General features: G+C 46.1%; 28 protein-coding genes. 19 read left to right on the forward strand and 9 right to left on the reverse strand.

Annotation, left to right across the window (positions count from 1 at the left end; translation table 11 throughout):
* Window positions 1–70 precede the first annotated feature (70 nt).
* The 11 genes from KME11_21325 to KME11_21375 all read left to right on the forward strand — a co-directional run bounded on the left by KME11_21325 (window position 71) and on the right by KME11_21375 (window position 6,435).
* A complete protein-coding gene (locus tag KME11_21325) occupies window positions 71–385 on the forward strand; it encodes a nucleotidyltransferase family protein (protein ID MBW4517754.1) in 315 nt (104 codons plus the stop codon).
* Window positions 375–701, forward strand: coding sequence for a DUF86 domain-containing protein (locus KME11_21330; protein MBW4517755.1), 327 nt, complete (start codon window positions 375–377; stop codon window positions 699–701). The genes KME11_21325 and KME11_21330 overlap by 11 nt, the downstream gene beginning before the upstream one ends.
* A gap of 145 nt (window positions 702–846) precedes the next feature.
* Entirely contained in the window at window positions 847–1,158 is a 312-nt protein-coding gene (locus tag KME11_21335) for a nucleotidyltransferase domain-containing protein (GenBank protein MBW4517756.1), read from the forward strand.
* Window positions 1,142–1,483 carry a DUF86 domain-containing protein gene (locus KME11_21340; protein MBW4517757.1) on the forward strand — a complete coding sequence of 114 codons (342 nt, stop codon included), beginning with the start codon at window positions 1,142–1,144 and terminating at the stop codon, window positions 1,481–1,483. The genes KME11_21335 and KME11_21340 overlap by 17 nt, the downstream gene beginning before the upstream one ends.
* 187 nt (window positions 1,484–1,670) lie before the next feature.
* Entirely contained in the window at window positions 1,671–1,880 is a 210-nt protein-coding gene (locus tag KME11_21345; GenBank protein MBW4517758.1) for a hypothetical protein, read from the forward strand.
* Window positions 1,877–2,143: a type II toxin-antitoxin system RelE/ParE family toxin gene (locus KME11_21350; protein MBW4517759.1), complete on the forward strand. Its 267-nt coding sequence runs from the start codon at window positions 1,877–1,879 to the stop codon at window positions 2,141–2,143. The genes KME11_21345 and KME11_21350 overlap by 4 nt, the downstream gene beginning before the upstream one ends.
* Before the next feature lie 10 nt (window positions 2,144–2,153).
* Window positions 2,154–2,315, forward strand: a complete 162-nt coding sequence (locus tag KME11_21355) for a hypothetical protein (GenBank protein ID MBW4517760.1) — start codon at window positions 2,154–2,156, stop codon at window positions 2,313–2,315.
* Between the two features lie 34 nt (window positions 2,316–2,349).
* Entirely contained in the window at window positions 2,350–3,894 is a 1,545-nt protein-coding gene (locus KME11_21360) for a S8 family serine peptidase (GenBank protein ID MBW4517761.1), read from the forward strand.
* A 245-nt stretch (window positions 3,895–4,139) separates the two neighbouring features.
* Entirely contained in the window at window positions 4,140–5,732 is a 1,593-nt protein-coding gene (locus KME11_21365; GenBank protein MBW4517762.1) for a CapA family protein, read from the forward strand.
* An 88-nt stretch (window positions 5,733–5,820) separates the two neighbouring features.
* Window positions 5,821–5,961, forward strand: a complete 141-nt coding sequence (locus tag KME11_21370) for a hypothetical protein (GenBank protein ID MBW4517763.1) — start codon at window positions 5,821–5,823, stop codon at window positions 5,959–5,961.
* A 258-nt stretch (window positions 5,962–6,219) separates the two neighbouring features.
* Window positions 6,220–6,435, forward strand: a complete 216-nt coding sequence (locus tag KME11_21375) for a hypothetical protein (protein ID MBW4517764.1) — start codon at window positions 6,220–6,222, stop codon at window positions 6,433–6,435.
* Here KME11_21375 and KME11_21380 read toward each other — a convergent pair.
* The gene (locus KME11_21380) at window positions 6,432–7,982 is read right to left on the reverse strand and encodes an NAD(P)H-hydrate dehydratase (GenBank protein ID MBW4517765.1); all 1,551 of its coding nucleotides are present in this window, start codon (window positions 7,980–7,982) and stop codon (window positions 6,432–6,434) included. The genes KME11_21375 and KME11_21380 overlap by 4 nt on opposite strands.
* A 61-nt stretch (window positions 7,983–8,043) precedes the next feature.
* On the opposite strand from KME11_21380, the gene KME11_21385 reads away from it, so the two are divergent.
* On the forward strand, window positions 8,044–8,421 hold the full coding sequence (locus KME11_21385) for a VOC family protein (protein MBW4517766.1): 378 nt from the start codon (window positions 8,044–8,046) through the stop codon (window positions 8,419–8,421).
* On the opposite strand, the gene KME11_21390 is transcribed toward KME11_21385, so the two are convergent.
* Genes KME11_21390 through KME11_21400 form a run of 3 tightly spaced genes read right to left on the reverse strand, consistent with a single transcriptional unit; the run spans window position 8,415 to window position 12,204 of the window.
* On the reverse strand, window positions 8,415–10,325 hold the full coding sequence (locus KME11_21390; GenBank protein MBW4517767.1) for a hypothetical protein: 1,911 nt from the start codon (window positions 10,323–10,325) through the stop codon (window positions 8,415–8,417). The genes KME11_21385 and KME11_21390 overlap by 7 nt on opposite strands.
* Window positions 10,326–10,328: 3 nt before the next feature.
* Entirely contained in the window at window positions 10,329–11,021 is a 693-nt protein-coding gene (locus KME11_21395; GenBank protein ID MBW4517768.1) for a class I SAM-dependent methyltransferase, read from the reverse strand.
* A complete protein-coding gene (locus KME11_21400) occupies window positions 11,005–12,204 on the reverse strand; it encodes a glycosyltransferase family 2 protein (GenBank protein MBW4517769.1) in 1,200 nt (399 codons plus the stop codon). The genes KME11_21395 and KME11_21400 overlap by 17 nt, the downstream gene beginning before the upstream one ends.
* 137 nt (window positions 12,205–12,341) lie before the next feature.
* Between KME11_21400 and KME11_21405 the strand changes: the two genes are divergently transcribed.
* On the forward strand, window positions 12,342–13,433 hold the full coding sequence (locus KME11_21405; protein ID MBW4517770.1) for a dipeptide epimerase: 1,092 nt from the start codon (window positions 12,342–12,344) through the stop codon (window positions 13,431–13,433).
* Between the two features lie 110 nt (window positions 13,434–13,543).
* Here KME11_21405 and KME11_21410 read toward each other — a convergent pair whose 3' ends face one another.
* Window positions 13,544–14,017, reverse strand: coding sequence for a DUF29 domain-containing protein (locus KME11_21410; GenBank protein ID MBW4517771.1), 474 nt, complete (start codon window positions 14,015–14,017; stop codon window positions 13,544–13,546).
* 97 nt (window positions 14,018–14,114) lie between these two features.
* Here KME11_21410 and KME11_21415 point away from each other — a divergent pair, with 97 nt between their 5' ends.
* The 6 genes from KME11_21415 to KME11_21440 all read left to right on the forward strand — a co-directional run bounded on the left by KME11_21415 (window position 14,115) and on the right by KME11_21440 (window position 20,576).
* Entirely contained in the window at window positions 14,115–15,152 is a 1,038-nt protein-coding gene (locus KME11_21415) for a DUF1611 domain-containing protein (GenBank protein ID MBW4517772.1), read from the forward strand.
* A gap of 500 nt (window positions 15,153–15,652) precedes the next feature.
* Window positions 15,653–16,447 carry an FkbM family methyltransferase gene (locus tag KME11_21420; protein ID MBW4517773.1) on the forward strand — a complete coding sequence of 265 codons (795 nt, stop codon included), beginning with the start codon at window positions 15,653–15,655 and terminating at the stop codon, window positions 16,445–16,447.
* A 507-nt stretch (window positions 16,448–16,954) separates the two neighbouring features.
* Window positions 16,955–17,272: a hypothetical protein gene (locus tag KME11_21425; GenBank protein ID MBW4517774.1), complete on the forward strand. Its 318-nt coding sequence runs from the start codon at window positions 16,955–16,957 to the stop codon at window positions 17,270–17,272.
* Window positions 17,273–17,369: 97 nt separating this feature from the next.
* Entirely contained in the window at window positions 17,370–17,750 is a 381-nt protein-coding gene (locus KME11_21430) for a hypothetical protein (protein MBW4517775.1), read from the forward strand.
* A gap of 396 nt (window positions 17,751–18,146) precedes the next feature.
* Complete coding sequence (locus KME11_21435; GenBank protein ID MBW4517776.1) at window positions 18,147–20,039, forward strand: DUF4157 domain-containing protein; 1,893 nt, start codon at window positions 18,147–18,149, stop codon at window positions 20,037–20,039.
* A 9-nt stretch (window positions 20,040–20,048) separates the two neighbouring features.
* On the forward strand, window positions 20,049–20,576 hold the full coding sequence (locus KME11_21440; GenBank protein MBW4517777.1) for a YbjN domain-containing protein: 528 nt from the start codon (window positions 20,049–20,051) through the stop codon (window positions 20,574–20,576).
* Between the two features lie 40 nt (window positions 20,577–20,616).
* On the opposite strand, the gene KME11_21445 is transcribed toward KME11_21440, so the two are convergent.
* The 4 genes from KME11_21445 to KME11_21460 are packed head-to-tail and all read right to left on the reverse strand — an operon-like array spanning window position 20,617 to window position 24,884.
* On the reverse strand, window positions 20,617–22,581 hold the full coding sequence (locus KME11_21445; GenBank protein ID MBW4517778.1) for an ATP-binding protein: 1,965 nt from the start codon (window positions 22,579–22,581) through the stop codon (window positions 20,617–20,619).
* A gap of 49 nt (window positions 22,582–22,630) precedes the next feature.
* A complete protein-coding gene (locus KME11_21450) occupies window positions 22,631–22,855 on the reverse strand; it encodes a hypothetical protein (protein ID MBW4517779.1) in 225 nt (74 codons plus the stop codon).
* A 56-nt stretch (window positions 22,856–22,911) separates the two neighbouring features.
* The gene (locus KME11_21455; GenBank protein MBW4517780.1) at window positions 22,912–24,174 is read right to left on the reverse strand and encodes a DUF4255 domain-containing protein; all 1,263 of its coding nucleotides are present in this window, start codon (window positions 24,172–24,174) and stop codon (window positions 22,912–22,914) included.
* Window positions 24,174–24,884, reverse strand: coding sequence for a response regulator transcription factor (locus KME11_21460; GenBank protein MBW4517781.1), 711 nt, complete (start codon window positions 24,882–24,884; stop codon window positions 24,174–24,176). The genes KME11_21455 and KME11_21460 overlap by 1 nt, the downstream gene beginning before the upstream one ends.
* Window positions 24,885–24,896: the final 12 nt, after the last annotated feature.

Below are 24,896 nucleotides of genomic sequence, written 5' to 3' on the forward strand. Positions count from 1 at the left end.
GTTACTTTTGGCACAGCGAAGCTGCCCGCTTGGATGAATCGCAGCTTGAAGCTTTGGGGGTAAAACTGACATGACTGTTACTGCAATAGAACTGCCGATGGAAAAAATTGCTGAGTTTTGCGATCGCTGGCAGGTCACTGAGTTTGCCCTATTTGGTTCCATTCTGCGCGATGACTTTCGCCCCGACAGCGACATTGACGTGTTGATTACCTTTTCTCCAACTGCCAAACGTGGCTTAACGGAAACCCTACAAATGCATGATGAACTCCAAGCAATCTTTGATCGAAAAGTAGATCTCCTTGTTAAAGCTGCGATCGAACGGAGTGAAAATTGGCTCAGACGTAAAAACATTTTAGAATCAGCACAAACTATCTATGCCTCGTGATCAAGAATCTCTCATTGACATTGCAGCCGCTATCAAACGCATCCTACGGTACACCGCTAACATTAGTCGGACTAACTTAGAAACTAATGATGAAAAACTATCTGCCATCCTTTACCAGATTACGATCATTGGCGAAGCAACTAAACGGCTATCTCAAACGTTTCGAGAGCAACATCCAGAAATTCCTTGGCGAGAAATGACAGGAATGCGAGATGTAATTGTCCATGAATATGATCAACTTGATTTTGATGTGATATGGGATGTTGTTCAAAACAAATTGTCATCGCTTCAAAACCTGATTAATCCTTTACTTTGAGGTAATGTTTAATCAACTGCTAGAAATTGCTAAAACTGGAGTAGAACGGGCGATCGCCACTGATGAATAGAGGACGTTACTTTTGGCACAGCGAAGCTGACCGAATGGATGAATCAGCAGCTTGAATTATTGGAGTTGATTTGGGATGAAACTCAGAAACATTAAAGTTCCTACCGATGAAATAGCCGCGCTTTGTCAGCAGTGGCATATCTATAAACTTTCCTTGTTTGGCTCAGTCTTACGAGATGACTTTACAACGGAGAGTGATATTGATGTTTTGGTTGAGTTTGAGGCTGGATTCACTCCTGGTTTTTTGAAACTCCATCAGATCCAAGAAGAACTATCAGACTTATTCGAGCATCGAACTATTGATTTAGTGACCCTTAAGTTTCTCAATCATCGTATCCGCGATCGCGTTCTAGCTACAGCCGAGGTGTGCTATGTCGCAGAGAGATGATCGAGTTTATGTGGGACACATGAGCGACACGGCAAATAAAGCGATCGGTTTTGTCGAAGGTTTAAGTCGAGAAGATTTTGACAACAATGAACTCTTGCGGCTGTCTCTTACGCACCTATTGCAAATCATTGGTGAAGCTGCTCGTCGAGTATCTCCTGATTTTCGATCCGTTTATCCAGCGATTCCCTGGAAGGCTGTAGTTGGAATGCGTAGCAAAGTCGTGCATGATTACCTAGACGTAGATGAAGATGTTGTATGGGATACTGTCAAAAATGACTTGCCATTTCTAATTTTAGAGTTAGAGAAGATCGTAGGTAATCTATAGCAGTCATGACCATAATGCTTAAACATAGCAACTGCTAGAAATTGCTAAAACTGGAGTAGAACGGGCGATCGCCACTGATGAAGAGGGGGCGTTGCCTTTGGCACAGCGAAGCTGACCGCTTGGATGAATCGCAGCTTGAAGCTTTAGAAATCAAAATATAAAACTCAAACCAATTGGAGGAAGCACAATGTCTGAGATTACCCTAAACCCGGATCAACTGAAAGAAATTTTGAAAAGTGCGATTGTTGAACTGCTGCGTGAGAACCAGAAAGAAGTCTCTGACTTTTTAGCAGAAATTATTGAAGACGTTGGAATGGAACGGGCGATCGCAGAAGGTGCAACCACCGAAATTGTTAGCCGTGAGTCCATCTTTCAACTTTTGGAGCCGAAAACGTGAAAGTTGAGTTTAGGAAAAGCTTTGAAAAAGATCTGGGCAAAATTCGAGATCGAGATTTGCTATCCAGAATTAAAGATGTAATTGAAGAAGTTGAAAATGTTGAAACTCTTTTGGAGGTCAACAACATCAAAAAACTTAAGGCAGATGGAAACTACTACCGCCTCCGAGTTGGCAACTACCGAATTGGCTTTGCCGAAAATGAAGATCTGATTACCTTCGTTCGTGTGCTACATCGCAAGGAAATATATCGATATTTTCCATAGCTAACAAAAATTGCTAGAAATTGCTAAAACTGGAGTAGAACGGGCGATCGCCACTGAGAAAGAGAGGGCGTTGCCTTTAACACAGCGAAGCTTTCCCATCCATGACACAGCAACTTGGAGCTTTAAGTTGGCATTTGAGTACGCGATCGCCAACAAAATCAGTCAAGCTTAATTAAAGTTGTCTAAGTTGAGTTGAATCTATGAATATGACGGGTTCAGATCCCTTTTCAAAGCCCTCAAAGTCCTCACTGTGGATGTCTGCCGATCGCCATCCGCTGATTGCACAAGGGTTACGTAAGCAACAGGTTCTGGGACGAGCGATCGCCAAATCTAGTAGCCTTGTTCGTGCTGCTGGCACATCGCAACAGCGGCTGAAGGGTAAACTAGAAAGCAGCGACGGGTTTGATTCTAGCGCAGACACATCCAGGTTCGACCCGAATGCTCGGAATTCTTATGTTGATAGTTTTACGTTAAAGCGATTAAAGCAAGGACAGCGGGTAGAAGTAACGGTTACGTCTCGACAGTTTAATCCAGTGATCAAGCTGGTGAATGATCGAACTCGGCGATCGGTGTTATATGGCGATAATATTGGGTCTACTGACCCTAAATCTATTTTTTTTAATACTAATTCTCGCCTCACTTTTACTGTACAGCGTCAGGCTAAGTACTCTATTAAGGTGAGCAGTTTATCGGCACGCGAATCGGGAAATTATCAAGTTAAGTTTCGGTTCGTGAAAGCCCAGCCGACTTCAGATTTTAATTTTTTCTATGGGTCTGGATTGACGAACGCAGCAGCGGCAGTATCACAGGCAATCTCTTCGAGATACCCGCAAGGGGTCGCTCAACCCGTCTTTGCAGATGTGGCAAATTTGGGAGGAACATCGACTCGGTTAGACGTCGTGCAAGCGCCAGAGGTTTGGGCGCAAGGGTTTACGGGGCAAGGCGTGACGATCGCCATTATTGATGACGGTGTAGATTATAGTCATCCGGCTTTGCAGAATAACATTTGGAACAACGCGCGCGAAATTGCCAATAACGGTATTGATGACGATCGCAATGGTTTTGTTGATGATACATTGGGATGGAATTTTGTGGATAATAATAATGATCCGAGCGATCGTTCTTTAGACGGGCATGGAACGCACGTAGCAGGAATTGCAGCCGCTAATGGGGATGAGGTAAAGGGCGTAGCGTTTAACGCAAAAATTATGCCCATTAAGGTATTAGATAACGATGGAGGCTCTGATCTAGATATTGCCAAGGGCATTCAATATGCGGTTAACAATGGGGCAAAGGTGATTAATATGAGTTTGGGAGGCGAGGGATCATCGCTTGCACCTGAGCTTATTGAGGCGTTGCAGTTGGCGAAGCGATCGGGGGTAACCGTCATGATTGCGTCGGGGAATGAGCGGCAGAGTGGCGGGGCATTAAAACCTGGGAATCCGGCTCGGTTTGCGGCAGTGCAGGATTTGGGAATTGCAGTCGGAGCAGTCGATGACAGACGGTTTTTGTTCGAGGATTCCAATCCAGCAGGGGAGCAGCGGCTTAATTTTCTGGTGGCTCCTGGTGTGTCCGTGCGATCGACTTTGCCAGGTGGAGAGTATGGATTTTTGAGTGGAACTTCGATGGCAACGCCTCATGTGGCTGGGGTTGTGGCTTTAATGTTAAGTGCTAATCCAAGTTTGACGGTGGATCAAATCGAAGACATTTTAGCAAGGACTGCGAGGCAGGATGTGCGGTTGACACCTTAGGGAGTTGCAATTAAATAACGCCCCAAACCGCCCCCTAAATCCCCAATTCTGGGGGACGTCCGAACCTGTCAAAGTCCCCTAGAATGGAGGCTTTAGGGGGCTGACAAGTCAATGCATCCCATTGGGGTTTTATTTTCACGCAACTCCCTTAGTGATAGTTCTAAAGTTCCTATCCTATCGGCGTCGCAAATCTCTCAAAAGCTCTATGATTATGGGCACTTATTTTATTTACGGAGCAATTAGCTGTGGGAGATCAGGGTACCGGATTAGCGCGAATAGGAGATGCAGGAGCAATCGCCCAACTGATTCAAAAAGCCATACTTACTGAGGCAGTGCGCGTCAAAGTACTGCAACAAACCAGCGATTTGCAGGTATTTCTAGAATCGTCCCGTCTACCCGATCGCCAACTGGCTCAGGTGGTCTATGCCACTTTTGTAGGATTAGGTTCTCCTGCTATTCGATCGCTGCGAGTTTCTGGACAGCAAGGGCAAGATGTCGTCTGGACACAGCAATTCACACTAGAAAATGGGTCGCAAGCGGCGGCGGTAGAGACTCTTTCAAGGAGTAAGCCGCCTGATCAACGTCGGGTCAGCAAGCAATCTTCATCCCTGCACCCTGTTAATTTTTTGTCACGCCATCCCAAGATTGTGCTGCTTTTGCTCCCGATTATGATCACCAGTCTTCTAGCGGGAATAGGCTGGAGCTATTTGTCGCAAAGTCTAGGCGAAGTTGACCCTGAAACCGCTTCTACCGGAATAGCATTGCCTCCAGATTCAGTATCCTTCAACAGCCCTGAGCCTTTAACGCCCAACAGCCCCACCGCTTCGACCATTGCAGCAAACTTACCAAATCCTAAGGCAACAGAGCCAATTATTTCAATTAAGGCAGTGGGCGATATTGTACCAGGAACAAACTTTCCCAGCGATCGACTGCCAGAAGGCGACGGGCAGTTTCTCTTTGCTGATGTTCAGCGCTTTTTAGGCGACACAGATATTCTGTTCGGCAACTTTGAAAGCACAATGACCGACTATCCCTACGTTGCCAAAGATATTAGTCAGGGCATGACGTTTGCATTTCGTTCACCGCCCACGTTTGCCAATGTGCTTAAAGAAACGGGCTTTGATGTCATGAGTGTAGCGAACAATCACTCGTTCGATTTTTCTGATCAGGGCTTTGCTGACACCGTTAACAACATTGAGCAAGTGGGCATTAAGGCGATCGGGCAGAAAGGACAAATTTCCTATCTCAAAGTTAAAGGTGAAACGATCGCCTTCATTGGTTTTAGCTATTTACCCGACCATAATTTTATGGGTGATCTAGAAGCCGCAAAAGCGTTAGTTGATCAGGCAAAACAGCAGGCAAAGATCATTGTTATTTCAGTTCATCAAGGCGCAGAAGGCAGTGATGCCATTCATACTTACAATCAGTCAGAGTCATTTTTGGGTGAAGATCGGGGGAATTCAGTTCAGTTTGCCCGTACCATGATTGACCAAGGAGCCAGCTTAGTTTTAGGGCATGGGCCGCATGTACTGCGATCGCTAGAACTCTACAAAAGCCGACTGATCGCCTACTCTTTGGGCAACTTTATCGGCTATCGCACGTTGTCAAGCGACGGCGTTCTGGCAAACTCCATGATCTTGCAAGTCGAGATGAATAGCGAAGGTAGATTTGTTTCCGGCAAAATCATTCCGGTCATTTTAGATGCTAACGGCGTACCCTATATTGACAACAAATTTACCAGCGTTAGCATGGTGCGAAACTTAGTTGAAAGTGATTTTTCAGTCACGCCCATCCTCATTGAAGAAGATGGAGAAATTGTCATTAACGAAGCAAAGTGAAACCCTAGACACACGGCGCTAATGACTGATCAAGGCACGTTGTTTAACCGCATTATTTAACATAGTCTGCAATAGCCGCTCTACGAAAGTGACAACACGGTTAGTGGTAAGTTATTTCAATTGGATTTGGCGGCATAGTCAATTCAAGGCAACGGCGGCTCAACGAGCAGAACTAACTGACCAAGCTTGGACTTGGCAGGACATTGTTACCTACCCCACAATCCTTTAACGCACTACCGTTTTCTTAATCACCATTAGGGGTAACAAATTCTAGAGCAATTTGGATTCTATGCTTCCCTGTCTTTGGTATGAGTCTTTTCTAACACCGACGCATCCAGAAGAGAGATCTCTGTTCAACCTTCCCCTAAAGAAAAGGGATTATGGGGGTATCCTGCTCTTCAGCAATGCCGCAGCCCTTTACCGATAAGTGCGGAGGCAAACTGGGAACCTTGGATCTGCATCTATACAAAGTTCATCCAAAAGTTCCATGAGCGTATTCAAAATATTTACAATTATCTCTTCTGGGCTGTTGTCTTGCTCCAGCGCGGTTGCTTTAGCCAGTTGGCAAGAGATTTACTACCAGCCCGCCGAGGCGCTTGTCAAGGTACAGATCACTAATTGGGAAGCAGTGATTAAATCGGCGAACGATAAATTGTTTGATCTGAAAGTAGAAACTGGAATCATTCCAGCGCCTGTTAGCTAAGAGGCTTTACTCATTAAAACTTTTAGAGTCGGAATTAAAAATTCAACCAGTGTGGAAGCATCTACACCTAATTCTGTTCTCGCTTGACTAGCGGCGATTCCAGCTTGAGAATGCCACCAAGTTGCACCAGTCACAATCGTTTCTACAACTGTTCCTTGCCTCGTTCCTTGAGCAAGTAGTCCTCCCATTACTCCAGTCAAGACATCGCCGCTACCACCTCGTGCCAAAGCAGGTGTACTTTCCGGTATCACCCAGACCGATCCACTAGAATTTGCGATCGCTGTCCTGGCTCCCTTTAAAAGGACGATCGCCCCACTTCGCCGCGCCGCTTGCTGCACCGCCAAAATGCGATCGCCTTCTAGTAAACTTGGAAATAGCCGCTTGAACTCCCCAGGATGAGGCGTTAAAACAGTGGGCGCTTGTCGTTCTGCGAGGGAGGTACCCAGACTTGCTAAGATATTCAATCCATCCGCATCCAAAATTAAGGGACGATGACTTGCTAAAACCTGTTGCACCACAAACTGCGCTTGCGGAGACAAACCACAGCCACAAGCGATCGCGTCATGCCGTTCCAGATCCAGATCTTCTGGCAATCGAGCAATTTCTCCTGCTGCTCCTTCCTCACACCCAACCACCAACGCATCTGGAATATGTCCCACCAACAGTAATCGCAGCGATTCTGGCACCGCGATCGACAGCATTCCGACTCCGCTAGCGCGGGCAGCAGAACTGGCAAGAATGGCTGCACCCAAGTACTGGCGAGAGCCGCAGACTAGCAGCAGATGACCCTGCTCGTATTTATGAGTGGTAGGAGGGCGATGCAGTGGTAGAGAAGCGATCGCTCCTTTTGAGGTAATCCGCTGTAGTTCTGGTGATTCTCCTAGCACTGCAAAAATATCACTTAAAGGCAAGCCAAAATCAATTAGCTCTACCTGACCCATATACGCCAAAGCTGCATCTTGTAAGAACGCTCGCTTCCACAATCCCAGACAAAACGTGTGAGTCGCTTGAATCGCAGTGCCTAGAACGACTCCAGTATCAGTGTGAATACCAGAAGGAAGATCAATGCTGAGAATAGGACAAGACAGCGAATTGAGATGGGCGATCGCTTCTGCGAGAATGCCTTCTACCTGACGGTTTAAACCAAACCCGAATAACCCATCAATCAACACATCGCAATCATCCAACAAGTTCACGCGCTCTACTTGAAGAATACCCAAACTTATCCCATACTGCGCATGGTTCGCCGTCAATTCCTTCAAATGGGGCAGTGGACAGTAAACTAAAACCTCGTATCCATTCAGGTACAACTCCCGCGCCACAACCCAAGCATCTGCACCATTGTGCCCTGCCCCTACCAAAAACCCTACCTTTTGGGGAGCCGGATAAAGCTCCTGCACCCGCTGAGCAACTAACCCAGCAACTTTTTCCATCAGTGCTGCCACAGGCATACCTGCCGCAAATACTCGCGCTTCGATCTGGGTCATTTGGGCGGCTGTGACCGCAAAGCGCTGAATTTGTTCTTGACGTTTCACGTTAAAGATCATAAATTGGTTCACTTTGGCGATTGCAATATGATTGATATGCTCCTACGATCATGAATTATCAATGAACATCTCTCGAATTGATCACCTTGTTCTCACCGTACAAGATATTCAGAAAACTTGCGAGTTTTACGCCGAAGTTTTAGGGATGGAAATTGTGACTTTTAGCAAGGATCGTAAGGCACTAAAGTTTGGACAACAAAAATTAAACTTGCACCAGGTCGGTTATGAATTTGAGCCAAAAGCTAGACACTCAAACCCAGGAGCGATCGACCTCTGTTTGATTACAGATACGCCGCTTCAAGAGATCAAAGTCCACCTAAAAAATTGCGGTGTAGCGATCGAGTTCGGGATTGTCCCTCGAACAGGAGCAATAGGAGCGATCGCCTCTCTCTACATCCGCGATCCAGACGGAAATTTGCTAGAGATCGCCAACTACTGAGGCTCTGGCAACACCCGCACATTGACTGTATGGGTCGGTTTTACCATATCAGCAGGCTTCTTAATTCCTCCCACGCCTAATTCCAAAACTAACTTATAGTCTCCTGGCTTTTGTGGAAAATTAACCCGTCCGATCGCCGTTACCATTTCTCCCGGCTGAGGAGTTCCAGCAATGTAAAGGCGGCTGCGCTGACCTGCCTTAATGCGCACAGGTTGATTCTCTGAGTCAAAGAACTCGATTCCCACCTGTGTTCTTCCTCGAGATAAACCCGTTTCATAACCAATCCAAGGCACTTGTCCAATGTTTTTCACCTGAGCGACCAAGATGATTTTCCGAGAAGGCGTTACTTCTATTAAATCTTTCAGGGGTTTAGCGTTACGTTTATGAACTGATTCAATGCTCCCGTTCCAGTTCGTGAGATAACGATCGCGATCGCGTATTGGGTCAAACGCTTTATAAAAAACATGCTTAGCGTGGCGCTCAATTTGGCTATCCTGTAACTGCCAGATTCGCTCTGGAGTGGGCTGAGGAACGCCATCCCAATTGGTTGAGCCAAAGGCTCCTACTGCTTGAGTAAACGTAGAAAACGCAATCAATAGAGTCAGAATTGCCAGTTTAGCGCCAAAAAAATTGGGGTTGCCTTGGTGCCATTTTTCAACCCAGCTTGTCAAACAATAGCTAATCAAAAAACAGACGATTGGTAAAATATCAGTTAAGTACCTTGGACCATAACAAGCTCCACCTGTCCACACCTTAAAAAAGCAATATTGCAGAAAGATCCCCAGGGCTGCAATAGTGAGGCATAAAAACAGTTTCTCATCTTTCCCGGCTCGCCATTTCCAAATTTGCCATGCACCGGGCATTGCCAACAGGGAAACTGGAGTAAACACCAAAATGCCTCGGCTCGGACTGATCAACAACCCCCAAAAGCCCGTCAAGAATTGTTCTACCGTTAAACTGTAGTAGGAACTGGTGAACGAAGCATTTTCAGCATCATATCTAGAATATCCACCAATCACTAATTTGCTGAGACTAAAGCCAAAGTAGTAGATGTTCCAACTGGCGCTAATTAGGGCTGAGGGAAGCCCAAGCAACAGGTACAGCGCCTCTTTGCGGTAAACAAAAAAGGCATAGGCGATCGCCGCTACACTATACAGCAAGCTCGTAGAGCGAATCCCTGGCAATAAGCCACAAAACACGCCAGTCAAAACTAACAAAATTTTGCGATTTTTACCTTGGGTACGGTTTGCTTTTAACAAACAAAAAATAATACACAAGACCGTCAGGTTAGAACTACCGTGCTGCCATAGCCCCTGAGAACCTGTCACCCAAGTGGAAGTGGAAAACGCAAAAATAAATGTAGAAACGAGGGCGATCGCCCCATTGAATTTCAGCCGATTTGCCAGATAAAAAATTACAGTCGAAAAAGATGCAACCCCAACAGCCGCAAGCTTTTGATAGTTCTGCAACGCTCCTTCAAAACTAGGATCAGCGAGCCTTAGAAAATCAACCGAATTCCCTAGAATAAAATTCTGGTAAAACTCAGAAATTTTAATGCCTACAAAAAATAGAAAATAAATAGGAAACGTTAAAATAACATTACCAATTGGATAAGTCGAAGCTAAATGACCATTGGCAGCTTCTACAAAAAAGTGAGGAATGCCATTCGCGCCATGTTTGGTATCAGTTCGGTACATATATCCATCCCGAAAGATATCAAAATTAAGACTGTGATGATCTAACCAATTGAACGCCAACACAGAACTAGAAGCATTGTCGGTAGAACTAATCGTCTCCCCATTGGCAAGATAAACAAAGACACAGGTACAAAAAATGAGCAAACTGATCCAGGCTTGAGGTCTTTTTTGGATCAGGATTTTAATTTTGGCGAGTCGTTCTTTCATGAGTTAATCCTGATCCACGATGTAGAACACCAGATTAGACACCCAACCCAAGAGTTTGAAGTGCTTTCGATAAATCTGTAGATGGGTTGGAATCATTTCTAATACCTCTTGTTCAGAGAGTATATTGAGATTCTTTTCTTCAGCCCAAAACTTTTTACCTAGAAGCTTCAAAATGCGTCGAAACAAAAGCGGCGGCAACCAATGTACCAGAGGCAGAATGCTATGAAATTCTACCGGATACCAACGGTTAGGCGTTGTGATGCAGCAAGTTTTACCCACTCGCAGTAGCTCTTGCACAAACGCAGTTTGCTGCTCTCGGCTGCCCACATGCTCAATTACGGCAAAGCTAACGACTAAATCAAAGCTTTTATCGGTAAATGGCAAGTTCAACCCATCGGCTTGAACATAGGTTAATCCAGGAAATTCTTGCTCTAAAAATGCGGCATCTTCAACGCCAACAGCCGTAATATTTTGAGGGTAAGGATAAAGTTTTTCAAAAAAATTTGAATCTTCCCGCAAGTCAGAAGTAACGCCCACATCTAGCACTGTCATGTCGGGCGTGGGCGGCGAAAACCGAGTTAATGATGCAAACATCTTTTGGCGGGCGTACCAAGAAATTTTGCTAATCATTCCTCCCAAGTTAGGCTGAACGTAAAGGCTTTGTCCAAGTTGACTCGACTTACCTTTCTTGCTCATAGCCCTCAATTCGCTTCATGGACATTGCCGAAATAAATAGTGCCGAAAACACAGTGCCAAACCCCATAATCAGCAGCGTCGCCGCAAAAGAAGCCCATTCAGGACGAGGCAACGGCATCAAGTTTGATTGCAACCACTGAGTCAGCAAGGTTGCCAAAATTGACCCACCGATAAAAATCAGCGTACTTCCTAACAGCAACCCTGTCTCTAAGTTGAAAAATTGATAGAATTTCCGCAAAAGCCGATTGTCTTTATCAAACCGACGGCTCCAAGAATAGGTTTTGGTATGGATTCCTAAACTCAGGATCTCGAACCCAACCACGCTAAAAATGGTGGCAAAAATGCCTGTCACCACGCCCAGCGGACGACCCTCATATTGGGCGAACCCTAGCAGCACGACCAGATGCGTGATCATTCCCAAAGTCAACAGCACCGATCCTGGCAGCAGAAATACTTTGTTAGGACAGTAAATCATCATCATTCGTAAACTGCGCCAGCCATCGGAAAAAGTGCGGAGTTTAGATTCGCCCAGGCGAGGTTGCAGAACGATCGGGATTTCAGCAATTTTTAGCCCTGCCAGTCCAGCATTAATGGCTAGCTCTAAGTTAAATTCCATGCCAGAGCTAACAGGTTGAATGCGATCGTAGGCGACATGACTGAAGCCTCGAAAGCCACAGTAAACGTCACTATAGGGCGTGTTGAACAGGAAGTTGAGGAGCGCCGTTAGCGCCGGATTGCCCACCAAACGGTGCAGCAAGGGAATCTTTTGGTTCCCTCCTTCTAAGTAGCGGCTGCCTGTGACAAAATCGTAGCCCCGATCGCCCAAGTACTCTAAAAACTTAGGAATCAGCGTAAAGTCATAGGTATCATCAGCATCGCCCATAATCAAATATTTGCCCTTAGCACTGGCAAACCCTTTAATATAGGCATTGCCATAGCCCCGCATTGGCTGATGCACCACCCGCGCGCCCATCCGCTCTGCGATCGCCACCGTATTGTCGGTTGAGCCATTATCACAAACCACGATCTCGCCGTTAATGCCTGCCGTCGCAAAAGTCCGTTGAATCTTTTCAATACAAATCCCGATCGCCTCTTCCTCGTTCAAACAAGGCATCACGACCGAAACTAACGGTCTACTGGGTTGAGGCATAGATGAAGCTTGGGGCAATACAGTCTGTGTCATGATTATGCGTGACGAATCGAACAGTCAATTAGAAAACGTGGGTGTTTGGGTAACGAGATAACTAGTTAATTTAAAGCAGATACTATCATGCCTGATCCCTCTTCTTACCTGCTTGAATATTCTGCCGCTTAAACACGATGCAAATCCAAATTAAAACCTTCACGGTCAACAAACGCTTCCCGCTCACTATTAGCCGAGGCACCACTACCCACACCACCAACGTTTGGGTTTGCATCCAACAGGATGGCATTGAAGGTTGGGGCGAAGCCTCCCCTTTTTCCGTGGGCAAACATCCTCAAGTCGTTGAAGTTCTTGTCGCAAAACTTCAAGCCGCAGTTCCCCATCTTCAACCCTTTTCTCCTTTTGATCAGCAGGCGATCGAACAAATTTGCTGCAATCTCAGCCTGCTTTCTGCTGCCCGTACTGCCATTGACCTTGCCCTCCACGATTGGTTGGGCAAAAAAATTGGGCTTCCTCTTTGGCAACTGTGGGGACTCGATCGATCGCGCATTGTCGCCACCTCCGTCACCATCGGCATTAGTTCACCCGCAGCCGCCCAGCAACGAATGCTCGACTGGCTACAGGTCACTCCGGTTAAAGCGGTTAAGGTGAAGCTAGGCAGCCCAGAAGGCACAGATGCTGATCAAGCCATGCTATTGGCAGTCAAAGAAGTTGCGCCTGTGGATGCAAAATTCAGCATTGACGCGAATGGCGGCTGGAACTTGGAAGAAGCGATCGCCCTTTCCTCCTGGCTTGCCGATCAGGGCATTACCTACATTGAACAGCCTTTGCCCGCCGGACAAGAGCAAGATTTACCGATTCTCTACCGCCAATCGCCTTTGCCTATTTTTGTCGATGAGAGTTGTTTCACTAGCTCAGATATTCCTGCTTTGAGCGATCGCGTCCATGGCATCAACATCAAACTCATGAAGTCTGGCGGACTCACTGAAGCCTTGCGCATGGTACACACTGCTCAAGCTCACGGCTTGCAAATCATGCTGGGCTGCTACTCAGACAGCATCCTTGCCAACACTGCTGCCGCCCATCTCGCCCCCTTTGCCGATCATCTTGACCTAGACAGCCATCTCAATCTTATTAACGATCCCTTCACTGGAGCCACAACGCAAGATGGCTACCTAATTCCTACTCATTTACCAGGTCTAGGGGTTGGGTTAAATTCTGGCATTGCTGAATCAAAATATGAATCCTTCAAAGTCCCTTTCCCTTAGGAGAGGGATTTAGGGAGGGGTCTGTCGCGCTGCGTTGTCGAAACCTAACCCCTAGCCCCTTCCCTGCGAGGGCAGGGGAACATGATTTTCATATCGCAATTCAGCAGCGCCTAAATTCTTAACGTTCCAGGCAAAAAGTCCTCATTCAGACATTCATCAGGGGTAAAGGGCGGCTCTTGAGGAAAACTACCAAGTGGTAATGCTGTTTCGTCTGAGGCTTGCTTTCGAGCATTTTGGTAGCACTCATCAAACGTTTCTTGGAAATATCTTTTCAGGCTAGGACTATCTTTGAATGTATCGTGTAGCCTAGTTCGATGCTCCCGAATTGAGCTAAGCCAGCTATTTGAATGCTTTTCAGGTTGGTACTTGCACTTCAGTAGATGCATTAACACCACACGAACATTGCTCAATAGTGCCCGTTTCTCACTGCGGCTCATGTCTTCCACTTCGTCCACTAAGTTCTCCAGGTCGATCTCTGAGTATCGCCCAGATTGCAAAAGCCGTGCAGTTTGCTCAGCCCATAAACAAAAGTCCTGATCATACAAGGATGAGACTTGGGCTTTGCTAGTTTGAGATGCTGTCATGACTTAAGTATCTCCTCAGATCATGGTATGCAGAGAGCCTCTACTTCATGTTCATAATAATCTATAGTTGCAATCTTCAGACTTATCCCCATTCTCTATGCTGACTTCCACCGATCGCATCGCCATTTTACTCCACGAAGGCACCCAATCGTCAAAAGGAAAAACGGGGATTTCTCTGCTGCGCTACAGCGATATGGAAATTGTGGCAGTCATCGATCAAACCTGTGCCGGACAATCGTTACTGGCACTCACTGGCATTAACCGCAATGTGCCGATCGTGGCATCGACACGAGCAGCCTTGTCCCATCATCCGACGGTGCTGGCGATCGGCATTGCTCCTTCTGGCGGGGCATTGCCTGCCGTTTGGTTACAAGAAGTCAAGCAAGCCATTGCAGCAGGATTATCAGTCGTTAATGGATTACACACTCCTCTGGCTAATGATCCTGAACTCCAGTCTTTATTAAAGCCCCAGCAATGGATTTGGGATGTGCGGCAAGAACCCGCAGGACTCACAGTTGGCACCGGACAAGCGCGATCGCTGCCCTGTTTGCGCGTGCTCACCGTAGGAACAGATATGAGTGTTGGCAAAATGTCTACAAGCCTAGAACTTCACAAAGCCTTCCTCGCCCGAGGCTGGCGATCGCGCTTTATCGCCACAGGACAAACCGGACTTATGCTAGGTCATGATGGCGTACCTCTAGATGCCGTGCGGATTGACTTTGCCGCAGGCGCAGTCGAGCAGGTAACAATGCGCTACGGATTTGATTACGACGTATTGCACATTGAGGGGCAAGGCTCACTGATTAACCCGGCTTCAACCGCCACACTGCCCTTAATAAGAGGCTCTCAGCCTACCCATTTAATTTTGGTGCATCGCGCCCATCAAACCCATATTCAAAACTTTAACCATGTAGTAATTCCATCTTTGTCTAAAGTAGTTCAACTCTATGAGACTGTGGCTACCGCAGGTGGAGCATTTGCGCCTGCTAAAGTTGTGGGAATTGCCCTTAACACCTTTAATTTAAGCGAATCTGAAGCAGAAATGGCGATCGAACAAGCCCAGCTTGAAACTGGACTGCCCTGTACCGATGTGATTCGACGGGGTGCAGATCTGATTTTAGATGCAATCTTGTAATAGTTCCTAACAAAAGTAGTATTCTGATAACGAAAGTATCCCACTAACGTTCCAGAAATGTAAAAACTGACTGTCTAAACAGGGTTCTCAGTTCTGTGAAAAGATTATTGCTGCTCATCGTTTTGAGTCAGTGTGCTAGTAAAAGTGTAAAAGTCAGTAAGATCCTTCAGAGGATGTCTGAGAAGTATCAAAGATTCTTACACTCGCCCCCCAACCCCCCATTTTGGGGGACTTCCGAGCCACTCCTTCTTCAAAGTCCCCCAAAATGGGGGATTTAGGGGGCGGATTGGATAGCAACCTAGACTTCTCAGACAACCTCTCAGAAAAGAAAGCATTTTTAGCCAAAGTACGAAGAGTTTGCGTAGAGACGTGCAAAAAGAATGATCTGGTATTGAGGACGACACGGATCTCAGCCCTCACTATTCTTAAAATGTGAGAGCAATTAGAATGCTAGATATATTTCTTGCGTTCCATCTACCTCTTCCTTTACCCCAACAGCCATGATTAAGAATACAATCCGCCATATGGCTCATTCATTGGGATATCGCATTTCAAAAATTTCCGACCTATCTGAACCCGCGGTCTACCCATTTATTGATATTTTGGATCTAGTCATTCGGGATTTTTCGCGAATGAAGCCAGATGTATTTTTTATGCAAATTGGCTCCCATGATGGCAGCTTTGCCGATCCGATTCATCATCTAGTTAAGCAACATCGCTGGCGTGGCATTTTGGTAGAACCTCAACCGCAGGTATTTCAACGATTGATGCAGAACTACCAAGGGGAAGATCAATTAATTTTTGAAAACGCGATCGTTAGCCAACAGGCAGGTGAAACAAAGTTTTATACTGTTCAGCAACGCGAGGGCATAGAACTACCGCCTTGGTTGGAACAGTCAGCAAGCCTCGATCGCCAAAAGTTATTAGGGGCACTGTTCCATTGGAGAGTCATTGAAAAGCATCCTGGCATTCCAGATGATTTTGAGTCCTTGATTAAGGAAGTTGTTTTACCGACGGTAACAGTCGAAGGGTTGTTAAGAAAACATCAGGTGCACCAGCTTGATTTATTGGTAATCGACACGATGGGACATGATTTTGAAATCATTCGCAGTCTGCCGTTCGATCGGATTAAACCTGCCGTGATTCATTTTGAGCATTCAATCATGTCAATTCGCGATCGCAATGATTGTTTAGACTATCTTAAGGCGCAAGGCTATAAGTTAGCAAAAGTCGCAGTTGATACAATCGCTTACTTGCACGCCCCTGTTCGTCATTGGACAGCAGATCACTGGTAGTCCGTTAAGCAATCAGGTAGTGCTGAATATCGTATAAAAGTTTGGCTCCCATGCCCTCCTAAACTAGGGATTTGGGGTTAGGTTAAGTTGAAACGCAATGAGAGAAACCTCTCCTCCAACCCCTCTCCTGAAGGAAAGAGGTTGGCAGAGATTCATGCTTTTATGCAGCAATGCCTAAGAGGATGTCTGAGAGGTATCAAAGATTTTTACACTCGCCCCCCAACCCCCCATTCTGGGGCAGGGACTTCCGAACCAATGCTCCTTCAAAGTCCCCCAGAATGAGGGATTTAGGGGCGGATCGGATAGCAATCTAGACTTCTCAGACATCCTCTAAAAAGTATCTATTTGTAAATTAAATTTTGCCTCTAAGTAAACTTTTTTTGCCTGGACCCCACAGTTCTTAAAGCCTCTGTTAGCCTGCTAGATAAGACATCTTAAACAGCGGCAACTGCTAATTTAGCACGAGTCTGCCCCGTCTCGGTTATTTCTTGCCATCTGCTACAGACTATGAATCACTATTGCATAACCTGGATCGAAGATTGGTGCGCGGAAAATGGCTGGACTGATCTCTTCACACCTAACCGTAATGAGTTCTGGGCATTTCCTCCCCATGGCGTTATGCCATTGCCCATTCCCAACCAAGTTTTGAGCGTAATTAAAGAAGAGCGGGGATTGACCGTCGATGAAAAACGGTGGCGGTTAGCAGCCATTGTTAGCACTGCGATCGCCATTCTTGCCAGCTATCTCTCCCAGTGCCCTATGCCTCTAGTTGCCGCATTTATTTTTTGTGCGATCGTCGTTGCACAGCTAGAAATTGAAGATTAAATTCCGTCGCCTAAAATGCAGACCTTAGTCTACTGAAATTCCAATGCTCTTTGCAGAACATTAAGGCTTCACTGTTGTAGCGTCTTAACTAAATGCCATGAGCAATCAATTTTTAGCCCAACTGTCTAAACTTCAGCAACTCCTTGCTGCTCCCAATACGCTTGGAGCCTACACTCAAGTATTTGTCGTTACCTACAACATCATCAAAGAATCATTAGTGCTGGTGTGGTTAACACTGTGTTTGGTGCTAGTTTTATTCGACTGGATTAGCACCAGCGCTATTTCGACAGGACAACGCTCTAAAACTTTGTTAGAAAACCTCAAACAGGTCAAGTCCGAAGAGTTTGCTTCTGAAACCGGAAAATCGATTTTGTCAGCAGGCAAAGCTGGGCTAGCCTACACCATCTCTCAAGCGAGAGATCAATTGGGGTTGTCTGAAAAGCCGTCCGAGCCTACTGTTTCGATTGCAGAAAAATAAGTAACTCCGTCTGTGAATCCCATGAGCAAATCTTTGGGAACTCTATTGTTGAGAATTAGCATGATGCGAGGTTTTATGTCGAAGCAGCAAACTCAGAGGGCTCCAGTGACTCAGCAGATTATTTCATCGGCTCTGATTCCAATGCTTCAGCCGCGTGCATTTAGTAAAGAAGTGGACGAGACAGAAAGTCCAATCACCGCTAATTCTCAATCTATTCTGCAAACGAAGAGCAATGGGTTATTGCTGGGGCATTCTCTTGGACGGATGAGTATGCGATCGCTCTCTCATTTACCCATTCAGCCTAAGTTAACCATTGGTAAAGTCGGTGATCCTTACGAGCAAGAAGCCGATCAAGTGGCTGCTCAGGTCGTCGCCCGTCTGCATGCGCCTCAGCCCATGAGTTTGCCTAAGCTACAGCCTAAAGCTGCTCTACACAGAAAATCGGTGAATCAGTCGGTGCAGCGATCGGCAGAACCAGAGGAGGAAGAAGAACTCCAAATGAAGCCTTTAGCCAGCTCAATCCAACGAGAGGCTGAAGAAGAGGAAGAAGAATTGCAGATGAAACCTGCGATTCAAAGGAGGTCAGATCCAGGCGGAAGGGCAGCTTCAACGGATTTAGAGTCTTCCATCAATCAAGCTCGTGGTAGCGGTCAAGGATTATCTGATTCCATTCGTGAACCAATGGAGCAGGCATTTGGTGCAAACTTCGGCAATGTAAGAATTCACACTGATTCTCAATCAGATCAACTCAATCGTTCTATCAATGCTCAAGCCTTCACAACTAAGAATGATATCTTTTTTAGCAAAGGCAAGTACGATCCGAGTTCTAAGGGCGGTCAAGAACTCCTTGCCCATGAGTTGACTCATGTAGTGCAACAAGTAGGAGCAATTCAGCGTAATCCTACACTAACATCATCCCAACCTTTAGCATTAGATGAGCTTAAGTCGGGTAGCGGAGACAAGAGAGACGAAGCCTATGAAGCAGGGGGTGGGTTTGCTGTAGGTAATACAGCAGACGCACTTGATGGACGTGCTGACTTGTTAGAGCTTTCAGAGCAAAAACCAGGAGAAGGAGAGGCTTCAACAGCAGTTGGGTTTGGCATGGTCAATAGCTTACTAAGCCTTGGCTTTGCCCTCAAAAAATTTGGGGGTGCCAAATCGGTTGGTGACAAAGCAATGGCAGTTTTGTCTGGGGCAGGTGGTTTAGTTGGTTTAGGAGAGAAGATCACCGCAGCAGTTAAAATCGGCACAAAGGCAGATGATAAATCTGGGGTTGCCGTAGCTAGCAGTATTATGGGCACAGTGGGTCCAGGCTTTTCAACCCTGGTAGGTATCGTAGAGTCCACGTCTAAAGTTCAGGACGTGTTTAAAGAAAATGATACGAAAAACGAAACAACGTTTGAGAAAGCGATGAGCGCTGGATCTAGTGTTTTTCAAACTATCCAGTCGGGTATGACAGTAGCACAGAAAGTTCTGAGCTTAGTCGAGTCGACGGGCGGACCCGCAATGCTTCAATTCGCTCTGCCGGGAATTGGGTTAGTGGTTAGTGCTTGTCAATTAATCATGCGGGCTTACGGTATTTATAAGGCAGTGCTTAGTTACCGAGAGATGGCTATTCAGAAAAAGAAGATGAAGGAGAATCTGAGTCGAGCCCCAGGCGCTAAACAGGTTTTTAGTAGGAATTTCTGGGGCAACACCGCAACTGACCTAGACATGCTAGATAAGATAGTTGCTAACCCAGATGCATCTAATATTCCTGATGCCATTAAACCAGCATTGAAGGAATATCACCTAGTTCATGAAATGAAGTACATCAACCAAAAACGTATTGTGCGTGAATCAATGCTAGTGGGTGCTGAACTCATGAAGGTTGCTGGCGAAATTAGTATTATGACTGGTGCGGGTGCTGGAGTTGGTGTTGGGCTAAAAGGAGGTGCCGCAGGTATTAAAGCAGGTGCAGTTGTGGTAAGAGAAGCGAAGCAGGCATATCGTGATAATTATGATACAGACAGTCGTAAGACTACAGCAGCGAAGCAGAAACGCCGCGTCCAACATGCTCAATTGATCTTTGACATGATTGAGCAAGCAGCAACCGAGTACAAGGCTAAACCGAGAAATGAGGCTGAGACATATGTGCAAGCTGAAGCCGACAAAATTAGCAATTATCTGATAGCGGCTGGGGTGCATAATATACCGCAGTGGTGTGGTCAGGCTAGCAAGGGATCTGACGGTTCTCAAAATGCCTTTGTTCAGATTTGTGTAGCAATGCAGAAGCGTCAATTCGGATAGGAGTAATTTATGTTAGATAATCTTCATCGCCACCTTTTAGAAACTCTTAAAGACATTTTAGAAGAAAAAATGTCTTTACCCTCTGCTGTGGTAGAGCCATCAGAGACAATGCCTTTAGTTTCACTGTCTACAACTCTAGCGGCTGATCAACGAGGACGTCATCGAGAAGTTAATCATGCTTTCTTCCCTTTCTCTGAAGAGGATTTAGAGCATACTCTCCTACTGCAGTTCTATTTTCAACTTCCATTTTCATTATATGAAGCTCGTCTCTCGGACTTGGCTTTTTTATTGCAGGTGATTAATAACCAAATTCCGCTAGGCTGCTACAGCTTGAACACACAAGAAAAATGGGTTCAATTTCGGTATGTTACTCCCCTTCCCCACTATGCTCCTCTCAATAGTGACATGATAGGAGAAGTTATGTTGCTACTCATTGCGTTTCAAGATATGTTTCCCCCTGTAATTGAGTCGGTGAACGCAGGAGAAACATCCCTGCAGCAAGCCTTAGAAGCCATTCACACGATAGGTTTCAATTAGTGTCATCGGTTGAAAGCTCTGAATGACTGCTAGGAATCAATTAAACCCAGCCTTTCACTCCTACATCGGTGAAAGGTTTTTCCATTTTAATATGCTCACTCCGGGCTGCTTCTAAAATATGTTTCATCTGCAAAGTTTCGTTTGCCTCTGCTGCTAAAAACGCCGCATTTAAAGCAATGCTGCGAATATTGCCCCCTGCAACGCTGAGTTTAGCAAGCTTTACTGGATCTAGCCCCATTGTTGGCGTTTCTGCTGGAAAAATTCGTCGCCAAAGTTCGGCGCGTTGGGTAGGGTCGGGAAAAGGAAAGTTGAGAATAAATCGAATCCGCCGCATAAACGCTTGGTCGATCGCCCCTTTCAAGTTCGTTGTCAACACTGATAACCCCCGATAATCCTCCATCCGTTGCAGTAAATAATTAATCTCCATGTTGGCGTGGCGATCGTGGGAATCTTTGACCTCCGAGCGTTTTCCAAACAAAGAATCCGCTTCATCAAATAAAAGAATGACACCGCCCGTTTCTGCCGCATCAAACACTCGTCCTAAGTTTTTTTCTGTCTCGCCAATATATTTACTGACGATCGCACTTAAATCAATGCGATACAGATCTAAATTCAATTCATTTGCCAATACTTCTGCCGCCATGGTTTTTCCGGTGCCACTGCTTCCTGAAAACAGGGCACTAATGCCTAAACCACGCTGACTTTTTTTGCCAAAACCCCATTCCTGATAAACCTTAATTCGCTGTCTAAGCTGCAAAGAAATACTGTGCAGCACCTGTAGTTCTAAATCAGGCAAAACTAAATCGTCCCAACCCACACTCGACTCAACCCGATCTGCCAATTCATCCAAGCGAGGGCGCGCCTGGGTTCGGCAAAGATTCCATAGCGCCCTCGGCAGAGATTGAGGGTCGCAAGGCTGTTTTTGAAGCTGCTGCACCTTGCTCCCTAGAGTACGGATGGTCGGAGCACTCAGGTTAAAGTAAGAGATTAAATACGCCACTGATTTTTCTAGACCTATCGAAGACTCTCCCAATGCCTGTTGCCAAAGCTGCTGCTGTTCATCAGAGGTGGGAGTTTTGACGATAAACGTGACGAAAGGACGAGAGGCTTGACGACGGCGATCGCGGCTCAACAGCATTACCGGAGCAGCAATAGTTTCTAGCAGGTGAGAAATGGCATTGTCTAACCGAGGTTCAGTCGTAGTTGTGTCTGACCATTCCAGCACTAACGTCGTTTGGTTAAGCCGATATTCTCGTTCCCATAGGCACTTTAATAAATTGAGATTCGTTAAATCGACAGGCAATAAATCTGCTGATACCGCGTAAGGCGTAAGATTCAGACTGGTGCAAGTGAGGGCGGCGATCGCCCGTTGGTTCGCCAAGTCGCTGCCACACAGTTGCAGAACAGGCAAAACCTCGTTAGCTTGAGAAACCGCGTACCAAGTAGTTGCCGCTTCTTCTGCTAACTGTTGATGGCTAAGAACCAAAGACTCCGGAGCATTTAACGGAGTTGCCATCCCCATTAAATGCTCACTTAAATGACGATTACCTAATAGATAGTGAAGAATTTGTTCATCTATTCGCACAGGACTATGGGTAAGCGCATTCCCAGAACCAATCTCGATCAACTTCCAGCGCCGTAAAGGACGCTCTGGCGACAATGCCATCCATTCCGGTTGGGGCGACAGAGCAAGTGCTAAACCCAGGGTGGCATAAGTTCGCTGAGGATTACCGTGGGCAGTGGCACAAAGATTAGCAAAGTCGGATTCCACCTCAACTCCGGCACACAGTAACAGCAAATCCTGCTCAAAATCAGATAGCCCAAAGATCTGCCGCAATTGATCAAGGGCAAAAGCAGCAGAGATTGAGGGAGCCGCCCTGGGAAAGGCGATCGCCCCTAAAGAATCTGTACTTTGGATTTGCTGATTTAACTGCTGACGCAGCCGCTCAATGTGTGCGCTTAAATATTGCTGATTTTCCTGATACCAATTTGTGGTGCTGTCAATTAACACATTACAAGCTCGTGACGTGATTACTGCGACAGAGATAAGTGACTTACCCCCCAACCTCTTGAATCAAATTTTCTAGATACGTCACTGCTTCATTAGGAGAGATGGTCACCACTTTGCCCTGATGCAACAACTCATACTGTCCGCCATGATGTCCATGTCCAGCAATAAGACCTAAGCTAATGGCTTTATTACCCAAATCATTTAATTGATTCAAGCCAATCGATTCCAGTTCTAAGTTCATTCGATTTCCAAGCAGTTGTTCATCCATATTTGGATTTTCCATGTTGGGATCTTCCATGTTTTGCTCTTCCACGTTTCGCTCCTCTAAATTACAATTCTTGGACTGTTATACCAGTTAAAGGTAGGACTTTCGGGTTGGGTATCAATGCCAAGTTGGCTTTCTGCGCCATCCACATGCAGCCGCACCAAATATTCTCCTGCCTTAACATCAATGATTGGAACCATTACTTCATCAGTATCTTGATCACGAGGTTGGGACTCAAACAAGTAAACCGCAGGCTGATCAATTGTCCACTCATTTAACGCGAGTATCACGCGCTGCTTAACGCCCACAGGTAAGTTTACCTGAACAGTAATATTTGCAGTTCGGAATTCATCATTTTGCTCAATAAGATGAACGCTCATGCTCTTAATAGTCGGACGTAGCACAAAGGGTACAACGCTCGATTCCACACTACGATAGGGCGGATCCATGATTCCAGTACTGACCTGATGAATTACTTGAAGATTTTGTACACCTGCCCGTAAAAGATGAGGCGGAACCAAAGCAAGTGGAACAATAATTTGATGAGAGCTTACCTCGGCGGGAATAATATCTATACCGCTAATCCGGACGCGAACCTCAGCCCCTTCAAACTGCTTACCTTGAATGAGTAACGTGCTATCTAACAAAATCGGATCAAAGCGTCCCGATTGCGAAACCACTTGCTCCACGATCGGCTGGTGTGGAAAAGGAACGATGCCCCCCATATTGCGATCGCGCACTGGCAACGCTCGTTTCATGGTTTCATCACCATCAATCATGACCACCATAACTTTGTAGACTGTAGATAATAAATAGGGCGTTTGAAAAAACACCGACCAAGTTTTAGATAAATCCTCCAAATTCATATTGATAGGAATAATCAAAGCTTGCTGCATTTGATCCGCCAAATTAGAATCGGCTAGGAATCGAAATGTCGAATCCAGCGTCGTCTCCCGAATCATTGCTTCAGTCAGCAGCGGCTGGTCATTAAATGTACGAATCACACTGCCCAACAAGCGCTGCGGCTCTAGCTCTGTTTCGTTACCATAGCAGCTCATCATATAGAATAAATCGATCGCTGCCTGTCGCTTAATCGGGCTACCCTTAGACCGAGAAGGCGTAGCATCAGCGTTATTGAGCGCAGAGTTACGACTAACTTGATACAGAAACAAATTCACCCCTGACTCGGGCGTTCCGCCACTGCTCAAACTTCCAGGTCGAACAGTCGTGACTCTGGCTCCATCAATGTCTCTCTGCACCGAAGCCTGTAACAACTTCTGTAGCGATGCAGTGACGGTTGCAATTGAAAGATAATTACTCATTAAGCGGTCACCACGCCTAGCTTCAGCGCTTTAACGATCGCTTGGGTGCGGCTTGTTACCTGTAGTTTTTCAAAAATTGCTGTAAGATGCGCCTTAACCGTTGCAATGGTAATAAACAAATGCTGAGCGATCGCATCGTTAGAAGCCCCTTGAACTAACCAGTGCAACACCTCTTGTTCGCGCTCTGTTAAATGCACCGACTGCCTAGCTTGCAGCGATCGCCCTGCATAAAAATGAAACATCCGAAAGAACCCCGTCGCAATTTCAGGCGAAAGATACACTTCACCATTGAGTACAGTGGCGATCGCCTCATGCAGTTGAGTGACAAGCCGATCCTTGCACACATATCCCCGCGCCCCTGACTGCATTGCTCGAAACACCCACTCATCTTGATGGTGAGACGATAAGACCAATACCTTACCCGCATAACTCATATTCGCCAAACGATTTAGCACCTCTATGCCATCTCCGTGCGCCAGTTCTAAATCCAGCAGCGTTAACGTCGGATGTTGCTCGATCGCCAAATTAAAAGCTTGATCTGCCGATGCCGCTTCTCCAACAATGGTGAAATTCGTTGAACTATTAATATTGCAAAAATCTAATAGCGTTCGCAACCCTTGGCGAAATGGCTGCTGATCATCGACCAGCAAAATCGAAACCGGAGCGGCAGACGTAGCGGATGTAGGAGCTTTGGATGCAGAAACCGTCATACTCATAATTAC

It is taken from the genome of Timaviella obliquedivisa GSE-PSE-MK23-08B (assembly GCA_019358855.1).
GTDB classification, from domain to species: Bacteria; Cyanobacteriota; Cyanobacteriia; order Elainellales; family Elainellaceae; genus Timaviella; species Timaviella obliquedivisa.

Coding starts and splice junctions, on each gene's coding strand:
- KME11_21325 (MBW4517754.1), top strand. CDS start 71: ATGACTGTTACTGCAATAGAACTGCCGATGGAAAAAATTGCTGAGTTT.
- KME11_21330 (MBW4517755.1), top strand. CDS start 375: ATGCCTCGTGATCAAGAATCTCTCATTGACATTGCAGCCGCTATCAAA.
- KME11_21335 (MBW4517756.1), top strand. CDS start 847: ATGAAACTCAGAAACATTAAAGTTCCTACCGATGAAATAGCCGCGCTT.
- KME11_21340 (MBW4517757.1), top strand. CDS start 1,142: ATGTCGCAGAGAGATGATCGAGTTTATGTGGGACACATGAGCGACACG.
- KME11_21345 (MBW4517758.1), top strand. CDS start 1,671: ATGTCTGAGATTACCCTAAACCCGGATCAACTGAAAGAAATTTTGAAA.
- KME11_21360 (MBW4517761.1), top strand. CDS start 2,350: ATGACGGGTTCAGATCCCTTTTCAAAGCCCTCAAAGTCCTCACTGTGG.
- KME11_21375 (MBW4517764.1), top strand. CDS start 6,220: ATGAGCGTATTCAAAATATTTACAATTATCTCTTCTGGGCTGTTGTCT.
- KME11_21380 (MBW4517765.1), bottom strand. CDS start 7,982: ATGATCTTTAACGTGAAACGTCAAGAACAAATTCAGCGCTTTGCGGTC.
- KME11_21385 (MBW4517766.1), top strand. CDS start 8,044: ATGAACATCTCTCGAATTGATCACCTTGTTCTCACCGTACAAGATATT.
- KME11_21390 (MBW4517767.1), bottom strand. CDS start 10,325: ATGAAAGAACGACTCGCCAAAATTAAAATCCTGATCCAAAAAAGACCT.
- KME11_21395 (MBW4517768.1), bottom strand. CDS start 11,021: ATGAGCAAGAAAGGTAAGTCGAGTCAACTTGGACAAAGCCTTTACGTT.
- KME11_21400 (MBW4517769.1), bottom strand. CDS start 12,204: ATGACACAGACTGTATTGCCCCAAGCTTCATCTATGCCTCAACCCAGT.
- KME11_21405 (MBW4517770.1), top strand. CDS start 12,342: ATGCAAATCCAAATTAAAACCTTCACGGTCAACAAACGCTTCCCGCTC.
- KME11_21410 (MBW4517771.1), bottom strand. CDS start 14,017: ATGACAGCATCTCAAACTAGCAAAGCCCAAGTCTCATCCTTGTATGAT.
- KME11_21415 (MBW4517772.1), top strand. CDS start 14,115: ATGCTGACTTCCACCGATCGCATCGCCATTTTACTCCACGAAGGCACC.
- KME11_21420 (MBW4517773.1), top strand. CDS start 15,653: ATGATTAAGAATACAATCCGCCATATGGCTCATTCATTGGGATATCGC.
- KME11_21425 (MBW4517774.1), top strand. CDS start 16,955: ATGAATCACTATTGCATAACCTGGATCGAAGATTGGTGCGCGGAAAAT.
- KME11_21430 (MBW4517775.1), top strand. CDS start 17,370: ATGAGCAATCAATTTTTAGCCCAACTGTCTAAACTTCAGCAACTCCTT.
- KME11_21435 (MBW4517776.1), top strand. CDS start 18,147: ATGAGTTTGCCTAAGCTACAGCCTAAAGCTGCTCTACACAGAAAATCG.
- KME11_21440 (MBW4517777.1), top strand. CDS start 20,049: ATGTTAGATAATCTTCATCGCCACCTTTTAGAAACTCTTAAAGACATT.
- KME11_21450 (MBW4517779.1), bottom strand. CDS start 22,855: ATGGATGAACAACTGCTTGGAAATCGAATGAACTTAGAACTGGAATCG.
- KME11_21455 (MBW4517780.1), bottom strand. CDS start 24,174: ATGAGTAATTATCTTTCAATTGCAACCGTCACTGCATCGCTACAGAAG.
- KME11_21460 (MBW4517781.1), bottom strand. CDS start 24,884: ATGACGGTTTCTGCATCCAAAGCTCCTACATCCGCTACGTCTGCCGCT.